At 64.5% G+C, this 20,300-nt stretch carries 15 protein-coding genes; 9 read left to right on the top strand and 6 right to left on the bottom strand.

Annotated elements, in window-relative coordinates; translation table 11 throughout:
- The 5 genes from JL811_RS07905 to JL811_RS07885 all read left to right on the top strand — a co-directional run bounded on the left by JL811_RS07905 (nt 1) and on the right by JL811_RS07885 (nt 5,799).
- Nucleotides 1–1,017: an ABC transporter ATP-binding protein gene (locus tag JL811_RS07905; protein WP_202687976.1), complete on the top strand. Its 1,017-nt coding sequence runs from the start codon at nt 1–3 to the stop codon at nt 1,015–1,017.
- Nucleotides 1,010–2,098: an ABC transporter ATP-binding protein gene (locus JL811_RS07900; RefSeq protein WP_202687975.1), complete on the top strand. Its 1,089-nt coding sequence runs from the start codon at nt 1,010–1,012 to the stop codon at nt 2,096–2,098. The genes JL811_RS07905 and JL811_RS07900 overlap by 8 nt, the downstream gene beginning before the upstream one ends.
- Nucleotides 2,095–3,795, top strand: a complete 1,701-nt coding sequence (locus tag JL811_RS07895; protein ID WP_202687974.1) for a peptide ABC transporter substrate-binding protein — start codon at nt 2,095–2,097, stop codon at nt 3,793–3,795. Before JL811_RS07900 ends, JL811_RS07895 begins: the two co-directional genes overlap by 4 nt.
- A gap of 89 nt (nt 3,796–3,884) precedes the next feature.
- Complete coding sequence (locus JL811_RS07890; protein WP_202687973.1) at nt 3,885–4,892, top strand: ABC transporter permease; 1,008 nt, start codon at nt 3,885–3,887, stop codon at nt 4,890–4,892.
- The gene (locus JL811_RS07885) at nt 4,885–5,799 is read left to right on the top strand and encodes an ABC transporter permease (RefSeq protein ID WP_202687972.1); all 915 of its coding nucleotides are present in this window, start codon (nt 4,885–4,887) and stop codon (nt 5,797–5,799) included. The genes JL811_RS07890 and JL811_RS07885 overlap by 8 nt, the downstream gene beginning before the upstream one ends.
- Nucleotides 5,800–5,960: 161 nt before the next feature.
- Here the strand turns inward: JL811_RS07885 and JL811_RS07880 are convergent, their stop codons facing one another.
- Nucleotides 5,961–7,244, bottom strand: a complete 1,284-nt coding sequence (locus JL811_RS07880) for a DUF3422 family protein (RefSeq protein ID WP_202687971.1) — start codon at nt 7,242–7,244, stop codon at nt 5,961–5,963.
- A 335-nt stretch (nt 7,245–7,579) separates the two neighbouring features.
- Between JL811_RS07880 and JL811_RS20150 the strand changes: the two genes are divergently transcribed.
- The gene (locus tag JL811_RS20150) at nt 7,580–9,187 is read left to right on the top strand and encodes a pentapeptide repeat-containing protein (RefSeq protein ID WP_202687970.1); all 1,608 of its coding nucleotides are present in this window, start codon (nt 7,580–7,582) and stop codon (nt 9,185–9,187) included.
- A gap of 53 nt (nt 9,188–9,240) precedes the next feature.
- Here the strand turns inward: JL811_RS20150 and JL811_RS07870 are convergent, their stop codons facing one another.
- Nucleotides 9,241–10,674, bottom strand: coding sequence for an NAD(P)(+) transhydrogenase (Re/Si-specific) subunit beta (locus JL811_RS07870; protein ID WP_202687969.1), 1,434 nt, complete (start codon nt 10,672–10,674; stop codon nt 9,241–9,243).
- A 13-nt stretch (nt 10,675–10,687) separates the two neighbouring features.
- Nucleotides 10,688–12,259: a Re/Si-specific NAD(P)(+) transhydrogenase subunit alpha gene (locus JL811_RS07865; RefSeq protein ID WP_202687968.1), complete on the bottom strand. Its 1,572-nt coding sequence runs from the start codon at nt 12,257–12,259 to the stop codon at nt 10,688–10,690.
- A gap of 239 nt (nt 12,260–12,498) precedes the next feature.
- Here JL811_RS07865 and kynU point away from each other — a divergent pair, with 239 nt between their 5' ends.
- A complete protein-coding gene (gene kynU, locus JL811_RS07860) occupies nt 12,499–13,695 on the top strand; it encodes a kynureninase (protein ID WP_202687967.1) in 1,197 nt (398 codons plus the stop codon).
- A gap of 145 nt (nt 13,696–13,840) precedes the next feature.
- Nucleotides 13,841–14,932 (top strand): L,D-transpeptidase, encoded by a 1,092-nt coding sequence (locus JL811_RS07855; RefSeq protein WP_237684882.1) that lies wholly within the window; start codon nt 13,841–13,843, stop codon nt 14,930–14,932.
- 21 nt (nt 14,933–14,953) lie between these two features.
- On the opposite strand, the gene JL811_RS07850 is transcribed toward JL811_RS07855, so the two are convergent.
- Together JL811_RS07850 and JL811_RS07845 are read right to left on the bottom strand one after the other, a co-directional pair.
- Nucleotides 14,954–15,637 (bottom strand): D-lyxose/D-mannose family sugar isomerase, encoded by a 684-nt coding sequence (locus tag JL811_RS07850; RefSeq protein ID WP_202687966.1) that lies wholly within the window; start codon nt 15,635–15,637, stop codon nt 14,954–14,956.
- A gap of 63 nt (nt 15,638–15,700) precedes the next feature.
- Complete coding sequence (locus JL811_RS07845) at nt 15,701–16,495, bottom strand: gamma-glutamyl-gamma-aminobutyrate hydrolase family protein (protein ID WP_237684881.1); 795 nt, start codon at nt 16,493–16,495, stop codon at nt 15,701–15,703.
- A gap of 273 nt (nt 16,496–16,768) precedes the next feature.
- Here JL811_RS07845 and JL811_RS07840 point away from each other — a divergent pair, with 273 nt between their 5' ends.
- On the top strand, nt 16,769–18,553 hold the full coding sequence (locus JL811_RS07840; protein WP_202687965.1) for a hypothetical protein: 1,785 nt from the start codon (nt 16,769–16,771) through the stop codon (nt 18,551–18,553).
- A 52-nt stretch (nt 18,554–18,605) separates the two neighbouring features.
- Here JL811_RS07840 and JL811_RS07835 read toward each other — a convergent pair whose 3' ends face one another.
- On the bottom strand, nt 18,606–20,273 hold the full coding sequence (locus tag JL811_RS07835) for a CHAT domain-containing protein (protein ID WP_202687964.1): 1,668 nt from the start codon (nt 20,271–20,273) through the stop codon (nt 18,606–18,608).
- Nucleotides 20,274–20,300 lie beyond the last annotated feature (27 nt).

Genomic DNA, 20,300 nt, shown 5'->3' with positions numbered 1-20,300 from the left:
ATGCCCGACAGGGCTGCGCCCGTTCTGGACGTGCGGGACTTGCAGGTGGTGTTCCGCACCCGCGGGGGTGAGGTTCACGCCGTCAATTCCGTCAGCTTCCATCTGCGCCCCGGTGAATTGCTGGGCGTTGTGGGCGAAAGCGGATCGGGCAAGTCCGTCACGATGATGTCACTTCTCGGGCTGCTGCCCTCCCCCCCGGCCGAGATCCGCGGCGGTGAGGTTCTGCTGGGGGGACGGGATCTGCTGAAGCTTGATGCCGAAAGCCTGCGGGCGGTGCGCGGGCGGCGGATCGGTTTCGTGTTTCAGGACCCGATGACCAGCCTTAACCCGGTCTTTACAATCGGCAACCAGATCATGGAGCCCCTGCGCGCCCATATGGGCATGGACCGCGCCCGGGCCACCGAACGGGCGGTCGAATTGCTGGAACTGGTCGGCATTCCCGATGCACGGCGACGGCTGGGGGATTACCCGCATCAGTTTTCCGGCGGCATGCGCCAGCGCGTGATGATCGCGATTGCGCTGGCCTGCGATCCCGAAGTGCTGATCGCGGATGAACCGACCACGGCGCTGGATGTGACGATTCAGGCGCAGATCATCGAACTGGTCAAGGATCTGCGCGAAAAACTGGGCATGGCGATCATCTGGATCACCCATGATCTGGGCGTGATCGCGGGCATCGCCGACCGGGTGATGGTGATGTATGGCGGGCAGGTGGTGGAACAGGGACCGGTCCGTGCGCTGTTCGCCGATCCGCGCCATCCCTATACCCGCGCGCTGTTGCAGACGATCCCTGCACTGCGCGGCCAGCGTGACCGCCGCCTGCGCGTGATCGAAGGGCAGCCGCCGATCCTGTCGGCCAGCCCCTCGGCCTGTTCCTTCTGCCCGCGCTGCGGCCATGCCTCGAATCGTTGCCGGGTCGAGAACCCCCAGCGCCTGCCGCATGACGGGCTGCCGACCGGTCAGGGCCATGACAGCGCCTGCCACTGGGCCCATAGCGCGGAGCCTGCCCATGCTTGACGCCCGCCCGTCCCCCTTGGTGGAACCGCTGGTCAGGGTGCGCGATCTGAAGATCTATTTTCCCATCCATACCGGCCTGTTGCGGCGCCATACCGGCGATGTAAAGGCGGTGGACGGGGTCAGCTTCGACATTGCGGCGGGGGAAACGCTGGGGCTGGTCGGCGAATCCGGTTGCGGCAAGTCGACCGTGGGACGTGCGGTGCTGCGGCTTTATGAACCGACCGCCGGATCGGTGCGGATCGGCGGCGAGGATATCGCAACCCTGTCGCCCGAACGGCTGCGCCGCAAGCGCCCTGAAATGCAGATGGTGTTTCAGGATCCGCAGGCCAGCCTGAACCCCCGCATGACGGTCGCCGCGATCATCGCCGAACCGCTGGAGGAGCATACCGACTGGAGCCGCGCGCGCAAACAGGAGCGCGTGCATGAGTTGATGGATGCGGTCGGGCTGAACCGCGCCTTTGCCAACCGCTATCCCCATGCCTTTTCGGGTGGTCAGCGTCAGCGCATCGGCATTGCGCGGGCGCTCGCGCTGAACCCGAAATTCATCGTCTGCGACGAACCGATCGCGGCGCTGGATGTCTCGATACAGGCGCAGGTGGTCAATCTGCTGGAGGATCTGCAGGAAAAGCTGGGCCTGACCTATCTGTTCATCAGCCATGACCTGTCGATGGTGCGCCATATCGCGACCCGGGTTGCGGTCATGTATCTGGGCCGCATTGCCGAACTTTCGCCCCGCGACGATCTTTATGCCCGCCCGCTGCATCCCTATGCCAAGGCGCTGCTGTCCGCGGTGCCCGAACCCGACCCGATGCGTGAGTCGACACGGCGGCGCATCATCCTGCAGGGCGATGTGCCCTCACCGGCCAATCCGCCGCGGGGCTGCAATTTCTGCACCCGCTGCCCCGAAGTGCAGCCCCAGTGCCATGAGGTGAAGCCCGAACTGGCCGAGGTTCTGCCCGGCCGTTTCGTGGCCTGTCACCTTGTCCGCCCCCTGTCAGATTTCAAGACCGCCGGTTCAACCGGCGGCACATTCGGCGCCGGAACGGTGCCCGAGCCCAACCAGCAAGGAGAGACCCGATGAAGATGAGAACCGCCCTTCTGGGCGCGGCGGCCGCCTTTGCCTTCGCGCCGATGGCACAGGCCGAACGCGGCACCGATGGCAATGTGAATGTGATCTACTGGCAGGCGCCCTCGATCCTGAACCCGTTCCTGTCGGGCGGCACGAAGGATGTCGAAGCCTCCTCGATCATTCTGGAACCGCTGGCGCGCTACAATCCCGAGGGCGTTCTGGTGCCGTTTCTGGCCGAGGAAATCCCGACACTTGAAAATGGCGGCGTGTCCGAGGATCTGAAATCCATAACATGGAAACTGCAGCCGGACCTTTTGTGGTCCGATGGCACGCCCGTCACCGCAGAGGATGCGGTTTTCACATGGCAGTATTGCACCCATCCCGAAGGCGGCTGCGCACAGCTTTCCAAATATAACGGCGTGTCGAATGTCGAGGCGGTGGACGATCTGACGATCAAGATCAGCTTTGAGGATGCGCAGCCCAATCCCTACGGCCCCATGGTGGGCGGCCAGTCGCCGATCCTGCAAAAGGCGCAATTCGAAAACTGTCTTGGCACCAAGGCCCCTGAATGCACCGATGCCAATTTCGGACCAATCGGCACCGGCCCTTTCCGGGTGGTGGATTTCCGCACCAATGACGTGATCCAGCTTGAGGCCAACCCGAATTACCGCGACCCGGCGAAACCGGCCTTTGCGACAATGACCTTCAAGGGCGGCGGTGATGCCGAGGCGGCAGGCCGCGCGGTTCTGGAGACCGGCGAATTCGACTATGCCTGGAACCTGCAACTGGCCCCGACCGTGATCGCAAGCATGGCCGCGGCCGGCAAGGGCAAGGCGATTTCCGCCTTTGGCACGCTGGTCGAACGCATCGAGGTCAACATGACCTGGGCCGATCCGTCCCTGCCCGAAGGGGAACGATCGACCGCGAAACATCCGCATCCGATCCTGTCAGACCTGAATGTGCGCAAGGCCATTTCCATGGCCATCGACCGTGAGATCCTGACCGAGATCGGCTATGGTCAGGCGGGCCGTGCGACCTGCAACCTTGTTCCGGCCCCTGCCGCCTATGCCTCGCCCAATACCGATTGCATGGTGCAGGATATCGAGGGCGCCAAGGCGCTGCTGGAGCAATCGGGCTGGACCGTCGGCGCGGGCGGCATCCGCGAAAAGGACGGGATGCAGCTGAAACTGCTGTTCCAGTCCTCGACCAATGCCGTGCGTCAGGATTTTCAGGCGCTGATCAAGCAGTGGTGGTCGGAAATCGGCGTCGAGGCGGAACTGAAGAATGTCGCGGGTTCGGTGTTCTTCGGGGCTGATCCCGGATCGCCCGATACATTCCAGAAATTCTATGCCGATGTCGAAATGTATGCCAACAACTTCGACGGCACCGATCCGCAGGCCTATCTGGCCTCATACACATGCGACAAGGCCCCCCGGCCCGAGACGCAGTGGCAAGGTGAAAACGTCAACCGCTTCTGTGACCCGGCCTATGATGAAGTGGTCGAGGAACTGGCCCGCACGGGTGAGATCACGCGGCGGCAGGAACTGGCGATCCGGTTGAACGAGATCCTGACCAAGGATACCTACACAATCATCCCGCTGGTCGATCGCGGCCGGGTTTCCGCCCATTCAAACTCGCTGGGCGGCGTCAGCCTGAACACATGGGATTCGGAAATGTGGAACGTCGCGGACTGGTACCGGGTCAAGTGATCCGGTCCTGATGCGACTGAAACCGGGCAGGCGCCTGCAAAGGCCCCTGCCCAACGGTTCCCTTTGCCAGTCATGACCCGAGGCGCGCCATGCTGACCTTTGCCCTTCGCCGTCTGCTGATGGCGGTTCCCACACTGCTTTTCATCTCGCTGGTGATTTTCCTGTTGCTGGAGCTTGCTCCTGGCGATCCCGTGGCCGACATGCCGCTGACCATCCCCCCCGAGGTGCGCGAAAAGATCCGCATATCTCTGGGGTTGGGGGAACCGATGCATGTGCGCTATGCGCTCTGGCTCTACAATCTTTTCGTGACCGAACCGTCCTACTGGATCGACGCACTGTTCGGCACCGATCTGGCGCAGGGCAGCCAGAGGATCATCAGTTTCCAGACCCGCGCGCCGGTCTTTGACACCATCGCCGAGCGGATGCCCCAGACCCTGATCGTGGTCGGCATGGGCTATGTCGTCGGCGTTCTGATCGCGCTGCCCATCGGCATCATCTCGGCCTACCGGCAATATTCGGTCTTCGACCAGATCGGCACCTTCATCTCGATGGTCGGGTTCTCGGTGCCGACCTTCGTGACCGGGGTCATGCTGATTGTGGTCTTTTCGGTCTGGCTGGGCTGGTTCCCCTCGATCTATGACACCACGTTGCAGGTCACCGACTGGCCCAGTTTCGTCAAGCAGATGCGGCAGATGGTCATGCCGGTCTTTGTGCTCGCGCTTTACAATGCCGCCCAGATCAGCCGCTACATGCGCGCCTCGATGCTGGACAACATGACGCAGGACTATGTCCGAACCGCGCGCGCCAAGGGCATGTCGGAACGGGTGGTCATTCTGAAACATGTGCTGCGCAATTCAATGATCCCTGTGGTCACGGTCATCGCATTGGGCGTGCCGGGGGTCTTTACCGGCGCGATCATCACCGAAAACGTGTTCAAGGTGAACGGGCTGGGCCAGCAGCTTTTGCTGTCGATCCAGGGCAATGACGCGCCGATGGTTCTGACCATATCCTTCATTTTCGCCATCCTGATCGTGCTGTTCAACCTGATCGCCGATCTGCTGTACGGTCTTCTCGATCCGAGGATCCGCTATGACTGATCTGCCCGACAGCCTTGCCGCCGCACGCCCGCCCCGCAACCAGTGGTGGGATGTCTGGGACCAGTTCCGCAGCCACAAGGGCGCGCTGATCGGATCGGTCATCCTTGCGCTGACCCTGTTCTCGGTGCTGGCGGGGCCATGGCTCTGGGGGGTGGATCCGACCTTCATCAATATCCGCATGCGCGATCAGCCGCCCTCACTTGCCCATCCGCTGGGCACCGATCAACTGGGCCGCGACATGCTGGCGCGGCTGTTCGCGGGCGGGCAGATCACCATCGCGGTCGGCATGACGGCCATGGCGCTGTCGATCCTGCTGGGCACGCTGATCGGGGTTCTGGCGGGGTATTTCCGCCGCATCGACGGGCCGCTGATGCGGCTGACCGATCTGTTTCTGGCCTTGCCGCTGCTGCCCCTGCTGCTTTTGATGGTGATGCTGTTCCGGGAACCGCTGGTGGGCAGTTTCGGGCCCGAGGGCGGTATCTTCGCGCTGATCGTTGTCGCCATCGGCGTCACCTCATGGATGCAGACCGCGCGGATCGTGCGGGGCGATGTGCTGGCGCTGAAGGAACGCGAATTCGTGCTGGCCTCGAGGTCTATCGGAACGCCCGCGCGGCGGATGATCCTGCGCCATATCCTGCCCAATGTCATGTCGCCGATCATGGTTTCGGCCACGCTGGGGGTGGCCAATGCCGTCATCACGGAAAGTGCGCTGTCCTTTCTGGGTCTTGGATTTCCTCCCGATTTCCCGACCTGGGGGCGGCTTCTGAATGACGGTCTGGCCTATATTAATCTCAGCCCCGAACGGGTGATCTGGCCCGCCATCGCCCTGTCGGCGCTGGTGCTGTCGATCAACTATATCGGGGATGGGCTGCGCGATGCGCTGGATCCGCGGATCCGGGGCCGCTGACACAAAAAAGGGGGCGCTCGCGCCCCCTCGCCCGTTCCGGGCTCACCCCCTGAGGATATTTTCAGACAGAAAAAGGGGCACGCGGATTTTTCTGTCCTGAAATATCCTGCGGGGGTCCGGGGGTGCAAAACCCCCGGCGACCGGCAGCCGCGCGCGGCCCGTCAGTGAAAGGACTTGCGGATGCGCCGCACCATCAGCCAGACCGCGCCGATCACAAGGGGCGTCAGTGCTGCCATGGTCATACCCTTTGACAGGCCCAGCGGATCAGTCAGCGGCCAGACCAGATAGGCCGCAAGATTGACCGCATAATAGCTGATCGCCACGACTGACAGCCCCTCGACCGTGTGCTGCAGCCGCAATTGCAGATCGGCGCGGCGGTCCATGCTTTCCAGCAGCCGCTGGTTCTGCGAGGAGCGTTCGACATCGACACGGGTGCGCAGCAGCTCTGCCGCCCGTTCGGCGCGTTCGGACATGCTGCGCAGCCGCCCTTCGGCGGATTTCACCGTGCGCATCGCCGGATCATAGCGCCGCATCATGAATTCCGCGAAGGTCTGCCGCCCCCCGATCCGGGCCTCGCGCAGCACCGCGATGCGCTGGTTCACGATGGCCTCATAGGCCTCGGTCGCGCCGAAGCGGAAGAAGAACTGCACCGCCAGACGTTCCAGTTCGGCCGAGATGCCCAGCAGCGCATGCAGTGCCTGTTCGGGCGACTGATCGCTGCCATCCAGCCCCGAGACCAGCGCCGACAATTGCGGATCCAGCCGGTTGAGCCGCGAACCAAGCGACCTTGCGCGCGACAGGCCCAGCATGGACATGGCGCGATAGGTTTCAATCTCGCAGATCCGCTGCACGATGCGCCCCACCCGGCGCGCTCCGGTGCCCGGGGCCACGAAAACCGCAAAGCGCATATGCCCCGCCGGGTCGATACGGAAATCCCCCGCGATAACCGCCGATCCATCAAGGATCCGCGCGGCGGCAAGACTTTCGGGCACGAACCAGTCCTCAAGCCGGCCCAGCATATCGCTTTCCTGCGCGGGCATCTCCTCAACCCGGATCAGGACCGAGACCAGCCTTTTGCCCGGTGCCGCCGCCAGCCAGCCCGCCGGAAAGACCCCTGCCTCGGCCGGATCAAAAGGGCGGTCAGAGAGCCCCTTGCCGAAGGCGGAATAGGTCACGAATTCGGTATGGCTTTCCCATTTCAGCTCATGCCGGCCGATGGGGCCGGAAAAATGCGTGGCCTCGGGCTGCGGATGGGCCGAGCCGTGCCGGTCCAGGAGATCCAGCAGATGCGCGCGGTCGCGGTCCCGGTCGCGATTGGCGGCGTCCAGCGGTTCCTTGATCGCGACATAAACCGCATGGCAGGGTGCCGACAGCACCGGAAAGGGGCGGGCGTGAAGCTCGTTCACCAGCGCATAGCGCAGGGGGTGGTCATCGGTTTCAGACATGCGGGCCTTCCTGATTTGCCGCAAATCTTACCGCCCCGCCGCTGTCAGGGAAGCGTCAAGCGCGCGCCGTCACGGCACACAATTGCACACTGGTATTTCGGCCACGCCGGGGTTGAGTGCGCCACAACCGGCAAGGATGATTGAGCGGCAGGGCCGAAGGTTCTAGGCTGCATCGAACCGAAAGCGGAGCGCCCATGAACACCGATCCCGTGACCCTGACGCTGCCGTTCCTGACATGGGCCGGTCTCGACGTCCTGATTGCCGCGCTTGGCCTTGCGACCCTGTCCGCGCTGATCTGGTTGATGCTGCAAGGCACGGGACGGGAGGCGCGCGGCATGGCGGGCTGGCTGACCGCGCTGGCTTGGGTGCTGGGAGCGGCATGGCTCTGGCTGCTGGCAGGCACATTGCTGGCGCTTTGGCAGGTGTTCAATCGTGTAGAGGACTCCCCCCTCACCACCGGCTCCCTCGGCCTCGGCGCGCTGATCGCGGCCTTTCTGGGTGCGCCGTTTGTCATTTATGGCACATGGCTCAAACACCACACCAACCGGCTGGAGCAGGAAGGCCATATGACCGACCGCATCACGAAAGCGGTGGAGCAGTTGGGGGCGGAGAAAGTTGAAAAAGTCTACACGATGGACGAAAGCGGCAAACCTGTCCCGGCAGAACGCACCGTCCCCAATATCGAGGTCCGCATTGGCGCGATCCTGTCCCTTGAACGCATCGCGCAAGATTCGACCACGCATGACAAGGGGCGAGATCATGTGCGGGTCATGGAAATCCTTTGTGCCTATATCCGCGAGAATTCCAACGCTCGGAAGCCGGTGGACCATGATTTCGGTGAATGGGAGCCACTGAAGTACGATCCAACCGAAAAAGAACGCGCCGAACATATCCGCAAGCGACAGGACAGGTTTGGCGACAAATTCAATGATGGAAAAGCGCGGCAATGGGCGCAAACCCTACCCAAACCCCGCGCCGATGTGCAACTTGCGCTGACCGTGATAGGGCGACGAAGTGCCGATCAGCGTCGGGTGGAGGCGACATGGCCCGCCCCCCCGACCAAGGACACGATCTGGCCCTTCGATACCGATTTCAAGAGACCGCCGGATGAACCGGGCGACACACCCTTGGGCGCGGCCGCGCTCGATACGTTCAGGGCGGGTGTGGAAACGTGGGGGGAAAGTCTGCGCAATTATCGCGGCTACAGGCTGGACCTGCGCGGGGCCAACCTGCAAGGCGCGGATATGGCGGCGAAACAACCGGATGGGTCGGATGCGGTTTTTTCTGGGGCATTTCTAACTAGGGCTAGATTGGACGGGGCCAATCTCCGGGGAGTGCGGATGGAGGGGGCGAGCCTTTCGCAGGCGCGGATGGAGGGGGCGAACCTCGCGTTCTCGCGGCTGGAAAAGGCAAATCTCACGCGGGCGCGGATGGAGGGGGCGGACCTCGGGAACGCGCGGATGGAGAGGGCGAACCTCTGGGAGGCACGGATGGAGGGCGCGCACCTCGGGGAAGCGCGGATGGAGGGGGCGGACCTCGATCAGGCGCGGATGGAGGGGGCGAACCTCTGGGGGGCACGGATGAAGGGGGCGTTCCTCTTTGAGGCACGGATGGAGGGCGCGCGCCTCGGGGAAGCGCGGATGGAGGGGGCGTTCCTCCTGTGGGCGCAGATGGATCAGAACACCTCCCTCAATGCGACTACTCTTCGAGGTGCCGCGTTGAAGGATGTGGATTATCGAGCCGTCGCGATCTCGGAGGCACAGGTCAATTCAACCTTTGGCGATGCATCGGTGAAACTGCCCGAAGGCATCCCCCGCCCTGACCACTGGCCCGACTGGCAACTGCCAGCTGACTACGAACCCGCATACGAAACCGAATGGCAAAAATGGCAATCAGACCCCGACGCCTACCACCCGCCCCCCAAACCAAACCCTGACCCCTGAAACGACAAAAGCCCCCACGCGGGGGGCCTTTGCTTTCTCTCTATGCGCCCCGATCAGTCGATCATCGGCAGCAGCGCATCAAGGCTCTTCTTCGCATCGCCATAGAACATCCGCGTGTTCTCCTTGTAGAACAGCGGGTTCTCGATGCCGGAATAGCCCGTGCCCTGCCCGCGCTTGGACACGAACACCTGTTTCGCCTTCCAGCATTCAAGCACCGGCATGCCGGCGATGGGGCTGTTCGGATCTTCCTGCGCGGCGGGGTTCACGATGTCATTCGAGCCGATGACGATGGCCACGTCGGTTGACGGGAAATCCTCGTTGATCTCATCCATCTCCAGAACGATGTCATAGGGCACCTTCGCCTCGGCCAGCAGAACATTCATATGCCCCGGCAGACGGCCCGCGACGGGGTGGATGGCGAAACGCACAGTCTTGCCCCTTGCGCGCAGCTTGCGGGTCAGTTCACTGACCGATTGCTGCGCCTGCGCCACCGCCATGCCATAGCCGGGGATAATGATGACACTGTCCGCGTCATTCAGCGCCGCGGCGACGCCTTCGGCATCAATGGCGATCTGTTCGCCCTCAACCGCCATCTGTTCACCCGCCGGGCCGCCGAAGCCGCCCAGAATGACCGAGATGAAGGAGCGGTTCATCGCCTTGCACATGATATAGCTCAGGATCGCGCCGGAAGAGCCGACCAGCGCGCCGACCACGATCAGAAGGTCGTTGCCAAGGCTGAAGCCGATCGCCGCTGCCGCCCAGCCGGAATAGCTGTTGAGCATCGACACGACCACCGGCATGTCGGCCCCGCCGATCCCCATGATCAGGTGATAGCCGATGAAGAAGGCCAGCAGCGTCATCAGTACCAGCGTCCAGATGCCCGCATCGTTGAAATACATCACGCCAAGAACAACCGAACCGATGGCGGCGGCAGCATTCAGCAGATGCCCGCCCGGCAGTTTCTTCGCGGCCGTATCGACCTTGCCCGCCAGTTTGCCAAAGGCGATGACCGACCCGGTGAAGGTGACCGCGCCGATGAAGACACCAAGGAAAACCTCAACCCGCAGGATATTGATCTCGACGGCGGATTTCTTGGCCAGAACGGCAGCGAAGCCCTCAAGCCCCGCCCGCGCGGCCGGATCCATGGCCAGCACGCGGCTGAGTTCGATATCGGCGTTGAAGCCGACAAAGACCGCCGCCAGACCGACAAGGCTGTGCATGGCCGCAACAAGCTGCGGCATCTCGGTCATCTGCACGCGATTGGCGACAGTCCAGCCGATGGCGCCGCCCGCAACGATCAGGACCAGAGACAAAAGCCACAGGCCCGAGCCCGGCCCGATCAGCGTGGCGATGATCGCCAGCGCCATGCCGGCCATGCCATACCAGACCGCGCGCTTGGCGCTTTCCTGTCCCGAAAGCCCCCCCAGCGACAGGATGAACAGAATGGCCGCGACGACATAGGCGGCGGTGGTGAAACCGTAATCCATTAGCCCCTCCTCCTCAGGATTTCTGGAACATGGCGAGCATGCGCCGGGTCACGAGGAAGCCCCCGAAGATGTTGATACCGGCCATGAAGACCGAAAGTGCCGCCAGCAGGATGACCAGCCATGACCCTGATCCGATCTGCATCAGCGCGCCCAGAATGATGATCGAGGAGATTGCATTGGTCACCGCCATCAGCGGCGTGTGCAGGCTGTGGCTGACATTCCAGATGACCTGAAAGCCCACGAAAACCGCCAGCACGAAAACGATGAAATGCTGCATGAAGCTGGCGGGCGCAACAAGCCCCACCCCCAGCAGCAGCGCGCCGCCCACGGCCAGCAACGTGACCTGATTGCGGGTCTGCGCCTTGAAGGCGGCAACCTCCTGCGCGCGCTTTTGCTCGTGCGTCAGTTCCACCGCTTTCGGTTTCGGCTTGGCGGCGGCAATGGCCGCCACCTTGGGCGGCGGCGGCGGGAAGGTCACCGCGCCCTGATGCGCCACCGTGGCGCCGCGGATCACGTCATCCTCCATGTTGTGGTTGATCACGCCGTCTTTCTTCGGCGTGAGATCGGTCAGCATATGGCGGATATTGTTGGAATAAAGCGTCGAGGATTGCGCGGCCATCCGGCTGGGAAAGTCGGTATAGCCGACGATGGTCACGCCGTTTTCGGTCACGATCTTGTCGTCCGGCACGGTCAGGTCGCAATTGCCACCCCGCTCGGCGGCAAGATCGACCACAACCGAACCGGGCTTCATCATGCGGACCATATCTTCGGTCCAGAGCTTGGGTGCAGGCCGGCCCGGGATCAGCGCGGTGGTGATGACGATATCGACCTCGGGGGCCAGTTCGCGGAATTTCGCAAGCTGCTTTTCGCGGAATTCAGGGCTGGAGGGCGCGGCATAGCCCCCCGTGGCGGCTCCGTCCTGCGCATCCTCGAAGTCCAGAAAGACGAATTCCGCGCCCATGCTCTCGATCTGTTCGGCCACTTCGGGGCGCACATCGAAGGCGTAGGTGATCGCGCCAAGGCTGGTCGAGGTGCCGATGGCGGCAAGCCCTGCCACGCCCGCACCCACGATCAGCACCTTGGCGGGCGGCACCTTGCCTGCTGCCGTCACCTGACCGGTGAAGAAGCGGCCGAAATTGTTGCCCGCCTCGATCACTGCGCGATAGCCCGCGATATTGGCCATCGAGGACAGCGCATCCATTTTCTGCGCACGGCTGATCCGGGGGACCATATCCATCGCCACCACGGTTGCGCGCCGTTCGGCAACCAGCTTCAGCAGCGTTTCATTCTGTGCAGGCCAGAAGAAGGAAATCAGCGTCTGCCCTTCGCGCAGCAGACGTGCCTCGGCCTCTTCGGGGCCGCGCACCTTGACCAAGACATCCGCCGCCGCGAAGACCGCCGCCGCCGTCGGCAACACCTCAACCCCCGCCGCTGCATAGGCGGCATCCGAAAACCCGGCCTTTGTCCCTGCCCCCGCCTCGATCACGCAAGCATGGCCCAGCTTTTGCAGCTGAAGCGCGGAATCCGGTGTCATGGCGACGCGATTCTCGCCTTCGAAAATCTCCTTCGGAGCCCCGATTTTCAAATGATTATCCCCCGTATTGCGACACAGCGTCCTGCGCCGGTTGTCTTGTGCAGCGTTCCTTAAACACCGCGCAATTTCATTTCACAAGACGCGATGCCCGAAACCGAAGCGTTGCGCGGCAATTGCGACGCGCGGAAACTTTTGGCACGGCACCCCCGGCGGACAGCCCGGTTTGACATTTCAAACTTGAAATTAATCCATGCACCCGCTTGAATGACGCAAACCATCCGGAGGGCCCGATGCAGACCGATTTCAAGGCAACCCGCGCACTGTTCGACCTGCCCGAGGGCGTGACCTATCTGGACGGCAATTCGCTGGGTCCGCTGCCGCGCGCCGCCGCTGCGCGGGTCGCGCAGACCGTGACGGCGGAATGGGGCCAGATGGTTATTACGGGGTGGAATCGCGCCGGATGGATGGAAATGCCCATGCGCATCGGCAATCGCATCGGACGGCTGATCGGAGCCGAGGCGGATTCGGTGGTGATGGGCGACACATTGTCGATCAAGGTCTATCAGGCGCTGGCCTCGGCGCTGGAAATGGTGCCCGACCGCCGGGTGATCCTGTCCGATACGGGCAATTTCCCGTCGGACCTGTATATGGCTGAGGGGCTGTGCCGCACTCTGGGTGAAGACTACCGGCTGAAGACTGTCGCCCCCGAGGCGGTTGCGGATCATATCGACGAAACCGTGGCCGTCCTGATGCTGACCGAAGTGGATTACCGCACGGGGCGGCGCCATGACATGCCTACGCTGACGGCTGCGGCCCATGCGGCGGGGGCGCTGGTGGTCTGGGATCTGGCGCATAGTGCGGGCGCGCTGCCGGTGGATGTGGCGGGCGGCGGGGCGGATTTTGCCGTGGGCTGCACCTATAAATACCTCAATTCCGGTCCGGGCGGCCCGGCCTTCATCTATGTTGCCCCCCGCCATCAGGACCGCGCGCGCCCGGCGCTGTCGGGCTGGCTGGGGCATGAGGCGCCTTTCGCCTTCGATCTGGATTATCGCCCCGGCGCAGGGGTGGAACGCATGCGCGTCGGAACCCCGCCGATCCTGCAGCTTGCCGCCCTTGATGCAGCGCTCGATATCTGGGACGGCGTGGATATGGCCGATCTGCGGGCGCGGTCGCTGCAGCTGACCGACCGGTTCATCGCGGGGGTTGAGGCCACCTGCCCCGATCTGACCCTTGCCACACCGCGGAACCACAAGGCGCGCGGATCGCAGGTGTCATTCCGCCACCCTGAAGGCTATGCAATCATGCAGGCGCTGATCGCCGAAGGGGTGATCGGCGATTTCCGCGCGCCCGATATCCTGCGGTTTGGTTTTACCCCGCTCTACACCGATGAGGCGGATGTGGACCGCGCGATTTCCACCCTTGCAGCAATCCTGAAAGGCGGGCTTTGGGATCGCCCGGAATACCGCCAGCGGGCGCGGGTCACCTGATTTCGGCGCTTCCGGCGCACACGAGTTCGTGATTTTCCGCCGATGGTGCCGTCCCGCCGTCGCGCGTGCTTTGACCCTTCTGCACGGATGGCATAGCAAGAGGGAAATTTCCCTCTCCGCCCCGGCGGATAGCAAAGGCCCTGTCATGTCATGTTTCCGTCTGTCCCGTTCCGCCGCCGTTCTGTCCCTGCCGGTGATGCTGGCCCTTGCCGCCTGCGTTCCCGCCACGGTTGAGCCGCCTTCACCCGAGGTTGCGGCGCGCATGGCACCGGTGGAACCCGCCGAAACCGCTTATCTGAGCCGCGCGGACGGGCCGCATAAACTGCCCGCCGTGCCGCTGGAAAAACTGCCCGTAGAATACCGTCGGCAGGAAATTGACTATGCCTCGGACATGCCGCCCGGATCCATCGTGATCCATCCGGGGCAGAAATTCCTCTATTTCATCACCGGCCCCGGAAAGGCGATCCGCTATGGCATTTCGGTGGGGCGTCAGGGGTTTGACTGGGCCGGGGATGCGGTGGTCAGCCAGACCCGCAACTGGCCGACATGGACCCCGCCGCCGGAAATGATCGACCGCGATCCGAAACTGTCGAAATGGGCGAACGGGCAACCCGGTGGCCCGACCAATCCGCTGGGCGCGCGGGCGATCTATCTTTTGTCGAACGGGCGCGATTACGGGTATCGCATTCATGGCACGCCCGACTGGTGGTCGATCGGCAAACGGGCCTCCTCGGGCTGTATCCGCATGATCCATCAGGATGTGATCGACCTTGAAACCCGCGTGCAGCGTGGCGCGCAGGTTCTGGTGCTGAATGCCGATGGCACGCGCCCCGCGAAACTGCGTGTGCCGCCGCCCGCACCGGTGAAGAAGAAACCCGCGCCCGAACCCGAGGCCGCAACACCCGCCGTGGCCGAGTCTGGCACTTCGACCGGAACGATGGTTCCGGCCAGCCTGCCGGAAGGCCCCGCCACCACTGCGACGCCCCCGGCGGCCGCCGTCCCCCCGTCAACGGGCGCGACAACCGGCATTTCGGCGCCGCAGAACACGGCACCCGGACCGCAAGCCCCGGCCGCAGGATCATCCTCCCCGGCCAGCCCGGCCAGCCCGGCCGCTGCCCCGGACGTTGCGGCGCGCGCCCCGACGGTGCAGCCCGCAGCGCCCAGCCAGCCGGAAAGCGCGCAATCCGACGCCACGCCGGTCGTGATCCCGCAATCAGAGGCCGCCGGAACACCCTGACAGGTCAGTGATCGGTCAGGGTCAGTCCAGCCAGCGCGCGTAATCGCTGACCAGCAGGTGAAGGGGGGCCTCGTCCTCCTCCACCGCGGCAAAGCGCCCCAGCGGTTCGCGGAAGATATTGTCGGTCTCGTCATCATTGACGGTCGAGACCTCACCGATCAGCACATCGCCGCCTTCCCCCCAGAAGGCATGCCAGTCGCCGGGTTTCAGTGTGACACTTTCCCCCGGCGCAAGGCGCAGCTTTTCGCCCGGGCCGTAAGGGCGCGGGATGCCGTCGCACAGAACAACGCCACCGCGATCCGGCGCAAAGCCGCCCCGGTCATCCGACCCAAACAGTTCCACCACCAGCGTCGCCCCGCCCCGGTTGATGATATCTTCAGCCTTCAGACTATGCGTATGCATCGGTGAAAGCTGATCCTGCCGCGAGATCAGCAGTTTTTCGGCATAGCACATGCCGCCCCCCCGCTGCAGATCGGACAAAAGCCCGTTGCGCAGGGTAAACAGAAACAGCCCCGTGCGATCGAAATCCCCCAGCCCGTAATCGGTGATATCCCAGCCCATCCGCGCCGACCGGATGAACCCGGCATCAAGGCGCGCAGCGAAGTCCGCCGGCGACCAGCGCGCGAAGGACGGCAGCACAAACCCATGGCGGCGGATCAGGTCATCTGCCGCCTGCATGATCTGGTTGATCTGGCTGCGCTTCATCTCCACCTCCCTGCCCACCCTGCGTGCAGACTTGCCACGCAGGGCGATGCAGGGAAAGCGCGATCAGGCGTGCTGCACGCGGCGCGTGCGGGCATAGGACGCCGCCGCTGCGCCGAACGCTTCGAACAGCGGGCGTGACACCGGGTCATTCGCCGCATTCCATTCGGGATGCCATTGCACCGACAGGGTGAACCCCGGGGCATCCTTGATATAAAGCGCCTCGGGCGTGCCGTCGGGCGCCTGACCGTCGACCACCACCCGCGCCCCGGCGCGCGAAATGCCCTGCCCGTGCAGCGTGTTGGTCATCACCTCCTGCGCGCCCATCAGGTGGTGGAACGGTCCACCCTCGGTAAATGTCACCTTGTGGCGCAGGGCGAATTTTTCCTCGATCGTGCCATCGGGCGGCATGCGGTGGTTCATGCGCCCCGGCAATTCGCGGATCTCGGGATGCAGCGCGCCACCCATGGCGACATTCACCTCCTGAAAGCCGCGGCAGATGCCAAGGAAAGGCTGTCCGCGTTCGACACAGGCCCGCACCAGCGGCAGCGTGATCGCATCGCGGCAGCGGTCAAAGGCGCCATGGGCGGGGGTTTCCTCCTCGCCATATTCCGACGGGTGGACATTGGGCCGCCCGCCCGTCAGCAAAAACCCGTCGCAGAGATCCAGCAGTTCATCCACGGTGACAAAACCCGGATCCGTTGGCAGGATCAGCGGCAGGCAACCGGCAACGCGCGCCACAGCCTCGATATTCATCGTGCCGCTGGCATGGACGGGATAGGCGTCATTCATCACCCCCAGATTGCCGATGATCCCCACGACGGGGCGGCGCTGCGGATGGGCATTCTGCATGATCGTCATGTTCAGGAAACCGCTAACAATGAAAACATGTCTGAAGAATAGTGCTTTGCAACAGCCAAGTGAAGCCGGATTTAGGGGGTGCACAGGGGGATGTGCGGGACAGAACATGGCCTTGACGTCTCCCGCAGCACCCGCAAGGCGCATTGCCCGGGCAAAGGGCACCGCCGGAAGCGCGGAGGCCCGGTTCAGGGCGGGTAACGGGATTTGTCACTTGATCCGGGGCGCCATTCCCGGATTGACTCGGCCAACCGGACCCACAGATCGGACCTGCCCATGCGCGCCCGCCACCCTGCCCGCCCCCTGTTTGCCCTTCCACGGCTTGCCCGTGGCATGTTGGGCCGCCCGGTGTTGGCGCTTGCCCTGATGGTGCAGCTTTGGGGTGGGTCGCTTCAGGCGCAGACCCCCCAGGATATCGCCCTGACCAATCTTCGGACCGCCTCACTGCTGGCCACCCTTACCCCGGATGCAGAGCTTTCCGACTTCGCCCGCCGCGCCAGCCGTCATTACTTCATCTGGCTGAACGGCGACCTGCCATCCCTGTTGCCACTGGCGCTGACGCTGGCCGAGGGGGGCCCCGAAGACCGCTTGCTTGGGCTGGTGATCGAGGCGCGCCTGCTTTGGTCCCAGGGCCGCGCCAGCGATGACACCTCCCATGCCGTCGCGCGTGAAACCTTCCTGCGCGCGCTGAACCTCGCGCAGGGCGAAGCCTATACCGACCGCCGGATTGCCGGTCTGCTGGCCGATCTGGCCGCGATGGAATTTTCCCTTGGCAATACCGGACCGGCAACCGCCTATCTGGACCGTGCGCGCGCCTGTGCCGGGCTGACCTGCGCCGAGGATATCACCTCGCGCAGCGACGGCCCCGCCGCATCCCGATTCTACGGGCTTTCCCGCGCCGATCTCGACGATCTGGCCCGTGACTTCTTCGCCCGTCATATGCCCGGGGAAACCGCCCCGCTTGCCCGCCATTTCGCCAGTCAGGGCCATGATCTGGGAAGCAGCTATCCGATGGAGGCCGCAACCTATCTGGACCGCGCATGGCTGACGGGGCGCGCGCCGCAGCACGGGCTGAGCGCGATGGACTACGCCCTGAAGGCCAACCGCTTTGCCCGTCTGCGCGAAATTGCGGCGGAAATGGCGGAACGCGGTCTGATAGATGCCCTGCCCCCCCGGGACGCACTGCGCTGGCGCAGATTGGATCTGCGCGCGGCCTTTCGGGGCGGCGACCCCACGGCACCGGCCGCCTATGACGCGCTGGTGGACCGTGCCATTGCCGATTTTCTGGATCCCGCGCGCTTTCCCGACCGCTACGACCTGCCCGCCGAACTTGACCACCTGCTGCGCGACATCATGGATACCGACAATCTGGGCGCCGCCGACCGGCTGAGCATGGCGATGATCGAACGGGTATCGGATAACTCCAAATGGGAATCACTGTGGATGCGGCGCGCGCGGCTTGTGCATCGCGACGGGCAAAGCCTTGCCGCCGCCGATATCCTGATGGAACTGCGCGCGGCGCTGGAGCGGGACCCGGGAAGCGATCCGGTGTCCGAGGTGCAGGAGGCCGCCTATGCGCGGGCCGGGGGGGATAATGCCCGGGCCGAGGCGCTTCTGGCCCGGCACCCGACCCGCAGCTTTGTCATTCCGGAAACGGGCGATCCGCTTCCCGCCCGGGGATGGACCGATCCCCATGTGTTCGGCCCGGCCCTGCAAACCCGCGACAATGGCAATCACGAGGCCGCTGCATGGCTTATGGCCGATGCCTTGCGCTATGTTCCCACCATCGCCGCCGAAGGACATTACACCTCGGCGCAATGGCTTTGGCAGGCGGCTTTCACCCTTGCCATCGGCGGAGAGCCGGGTGCAGCCTTTGCCGTCATGTCGCTCGCGGCAGCCATAGCCGCGCGGCTGTCCTTTGCCGATCCGACGGGTGAGGCCAGGGGCAGCCTGCAACTGCTGCAACGCGATAACTGGCGCTATCTGCTGTTCGTCGATATCGCATGGGCGGCGGCGATGGGGCGGCCGACAGAGGCCCTGCTGGTGGTGTCGGATTACTGATCTTCAGCTTCATGTATTTTCTGAATTAAATTCAGCAATATACTGTAAAAGATCAATTATCTCCTTCCCCTACCAGCACGAAAGGCGCCCAGGCGGATGGATGGGCAAAGCCGCCGCGCGGGCGTTCCAGCAGGGCGATCATCGCCGATTGCAGCGCCTCGGCCCGGCCCATGCCGCCCGCCGAATGGCGTACCGCATCCGACACCATCGCCGCCGCCGCATCGTCCCGCACCGGCCAATGCGAGACCAGCAGACTGCGCGCGCCCGCAAAGAAGAAGGCGCGCGCCAGCCCGGAAAGGCTTTCCGCGCCCAGATCCTCCCCCGCGGCGGTGTTGCAGGCCGACAGGATCACCCAATCGGCCGACAGCCGCAGTAAGGCCGCCTCGGATGCGGTCAGCAGCCCGTCATCCCCGGGGCCTGCGACCGCAGGCGGGGTCAGGACCAGCGCAGGCTCGGTCAGCCCCTCCAGTTCCCCGGAAACCAGCCCATGGGTGGCGAAGGACAGGATCGTTGCCGCCTCCAGCCCTGCGCCCGGCAGGCGCGATTCCCGTGCCGCATCCCCCAGCAGCAAATGCGCCCGACCCACGGGAAAGGATCGCGCAATGGCGCGCAATTCGCGCCCCGTTCCGGGCAGCGCGGGCAGCGCCCGGATCGCGTCTGGATCGCCGAACACGCCCGACACCACCCCCCCGCGTGACGCCATGACCAGCGTGCCGCCCTCGGCCCCCGCCAGCAGCGGCGCGCCGATGCCGACAAAGCGCGGCTCGCGCGGTGGGGCTGCAGGACCAGTCCCGGCCTGACCTGCCCGAAGGCTGCGCAGGCTGGTGACCGAGGGCAGCGTGACCAGCGCATGACGCCGCATCAGCCATTCGGTCGCGCGCAGCGCCGCCATGTCGCGGTCCTCCCCCGTTGGCGGCGCGGTCACCAGCACCGACAGCGGCAATGACGCCAAGGGCCCCTCGGTCACGACATAAACCCGCGTCGCGCCGTCCAGAACCGGTTCCAGCCCGGCCAGAAGACCGGTGTAAAGCGCATGGGCCAGATGCCGGTCGAACCCTTCGGTCTGGTCATCGGCGGTCAGGGCTGCGGCACTGCGGGCGGGGCCGGTCGGGTCCAGCGTGCGGCGCAGGGTCCGCACATGGTTCGCCAGATCCTCGCGCCCCAGATCCGACCGCGCCCAGTCGTCGGCGCTGCGGCTGACGGCCCAGACATAGCTGCCGGTTGGCCCCGGCAGGATCAGGACCAGCGCCTCCCCTTCGCGCAGAAGGGCGCGGGTCTCGGCAAGACCCATCGGGCGCGGCACCGAAAATTCGGCGTAATCGGGAAAGCGCGCGGCCAGTTCGGTTTCAAGTTCCGAAAAACGCGCCCGGTATCCGCGAAGGGTTTCGCGGGCGGTGTCGGGGTCGGCCCCCTCGGCAAGCGCGGCATCCTGTGCTGCAATGGCCGACTGGATCAGCAGTTCCAGATCCTGCCGTTCGCGGATCAGCGCGCCAAGCGCATCATCCCCCGCCGCCAGCCGCGCCCCCACCCCCGCCACCGCGCGCGCGGCCGAGGAAAACATGATCCACTGCGCCCCTTCAAAGGCGGCATTGCGCAGCGCGGCTTCGGCCTCGGGGGCAGTCTGGGCGGCAGACGGGCCCGGGTTCAGCGGCACCAGTGCCAGCAAGGCCCCACAGACCAGCCGGTTAAGGGAAGCGGAAAGGGAGCGATGCGGCATCATGGCGTGCATCTTGCCGGGATGCAGGGT

It is taken from the genome of Szabonella alba, from assembly GCF_016765775.1.
GTDB classification, from domain to species: Bacteria; Pseudomonadota; Alphaproteobacteria; order Rhodobacterales; family Rhodobacteraceae; genus Szabonella; species Szabonella alba.
Note: the sequence above shows the minus strand (reverse complement) of the source record. Positions and strands in the feature narration are given on the sequence as shown.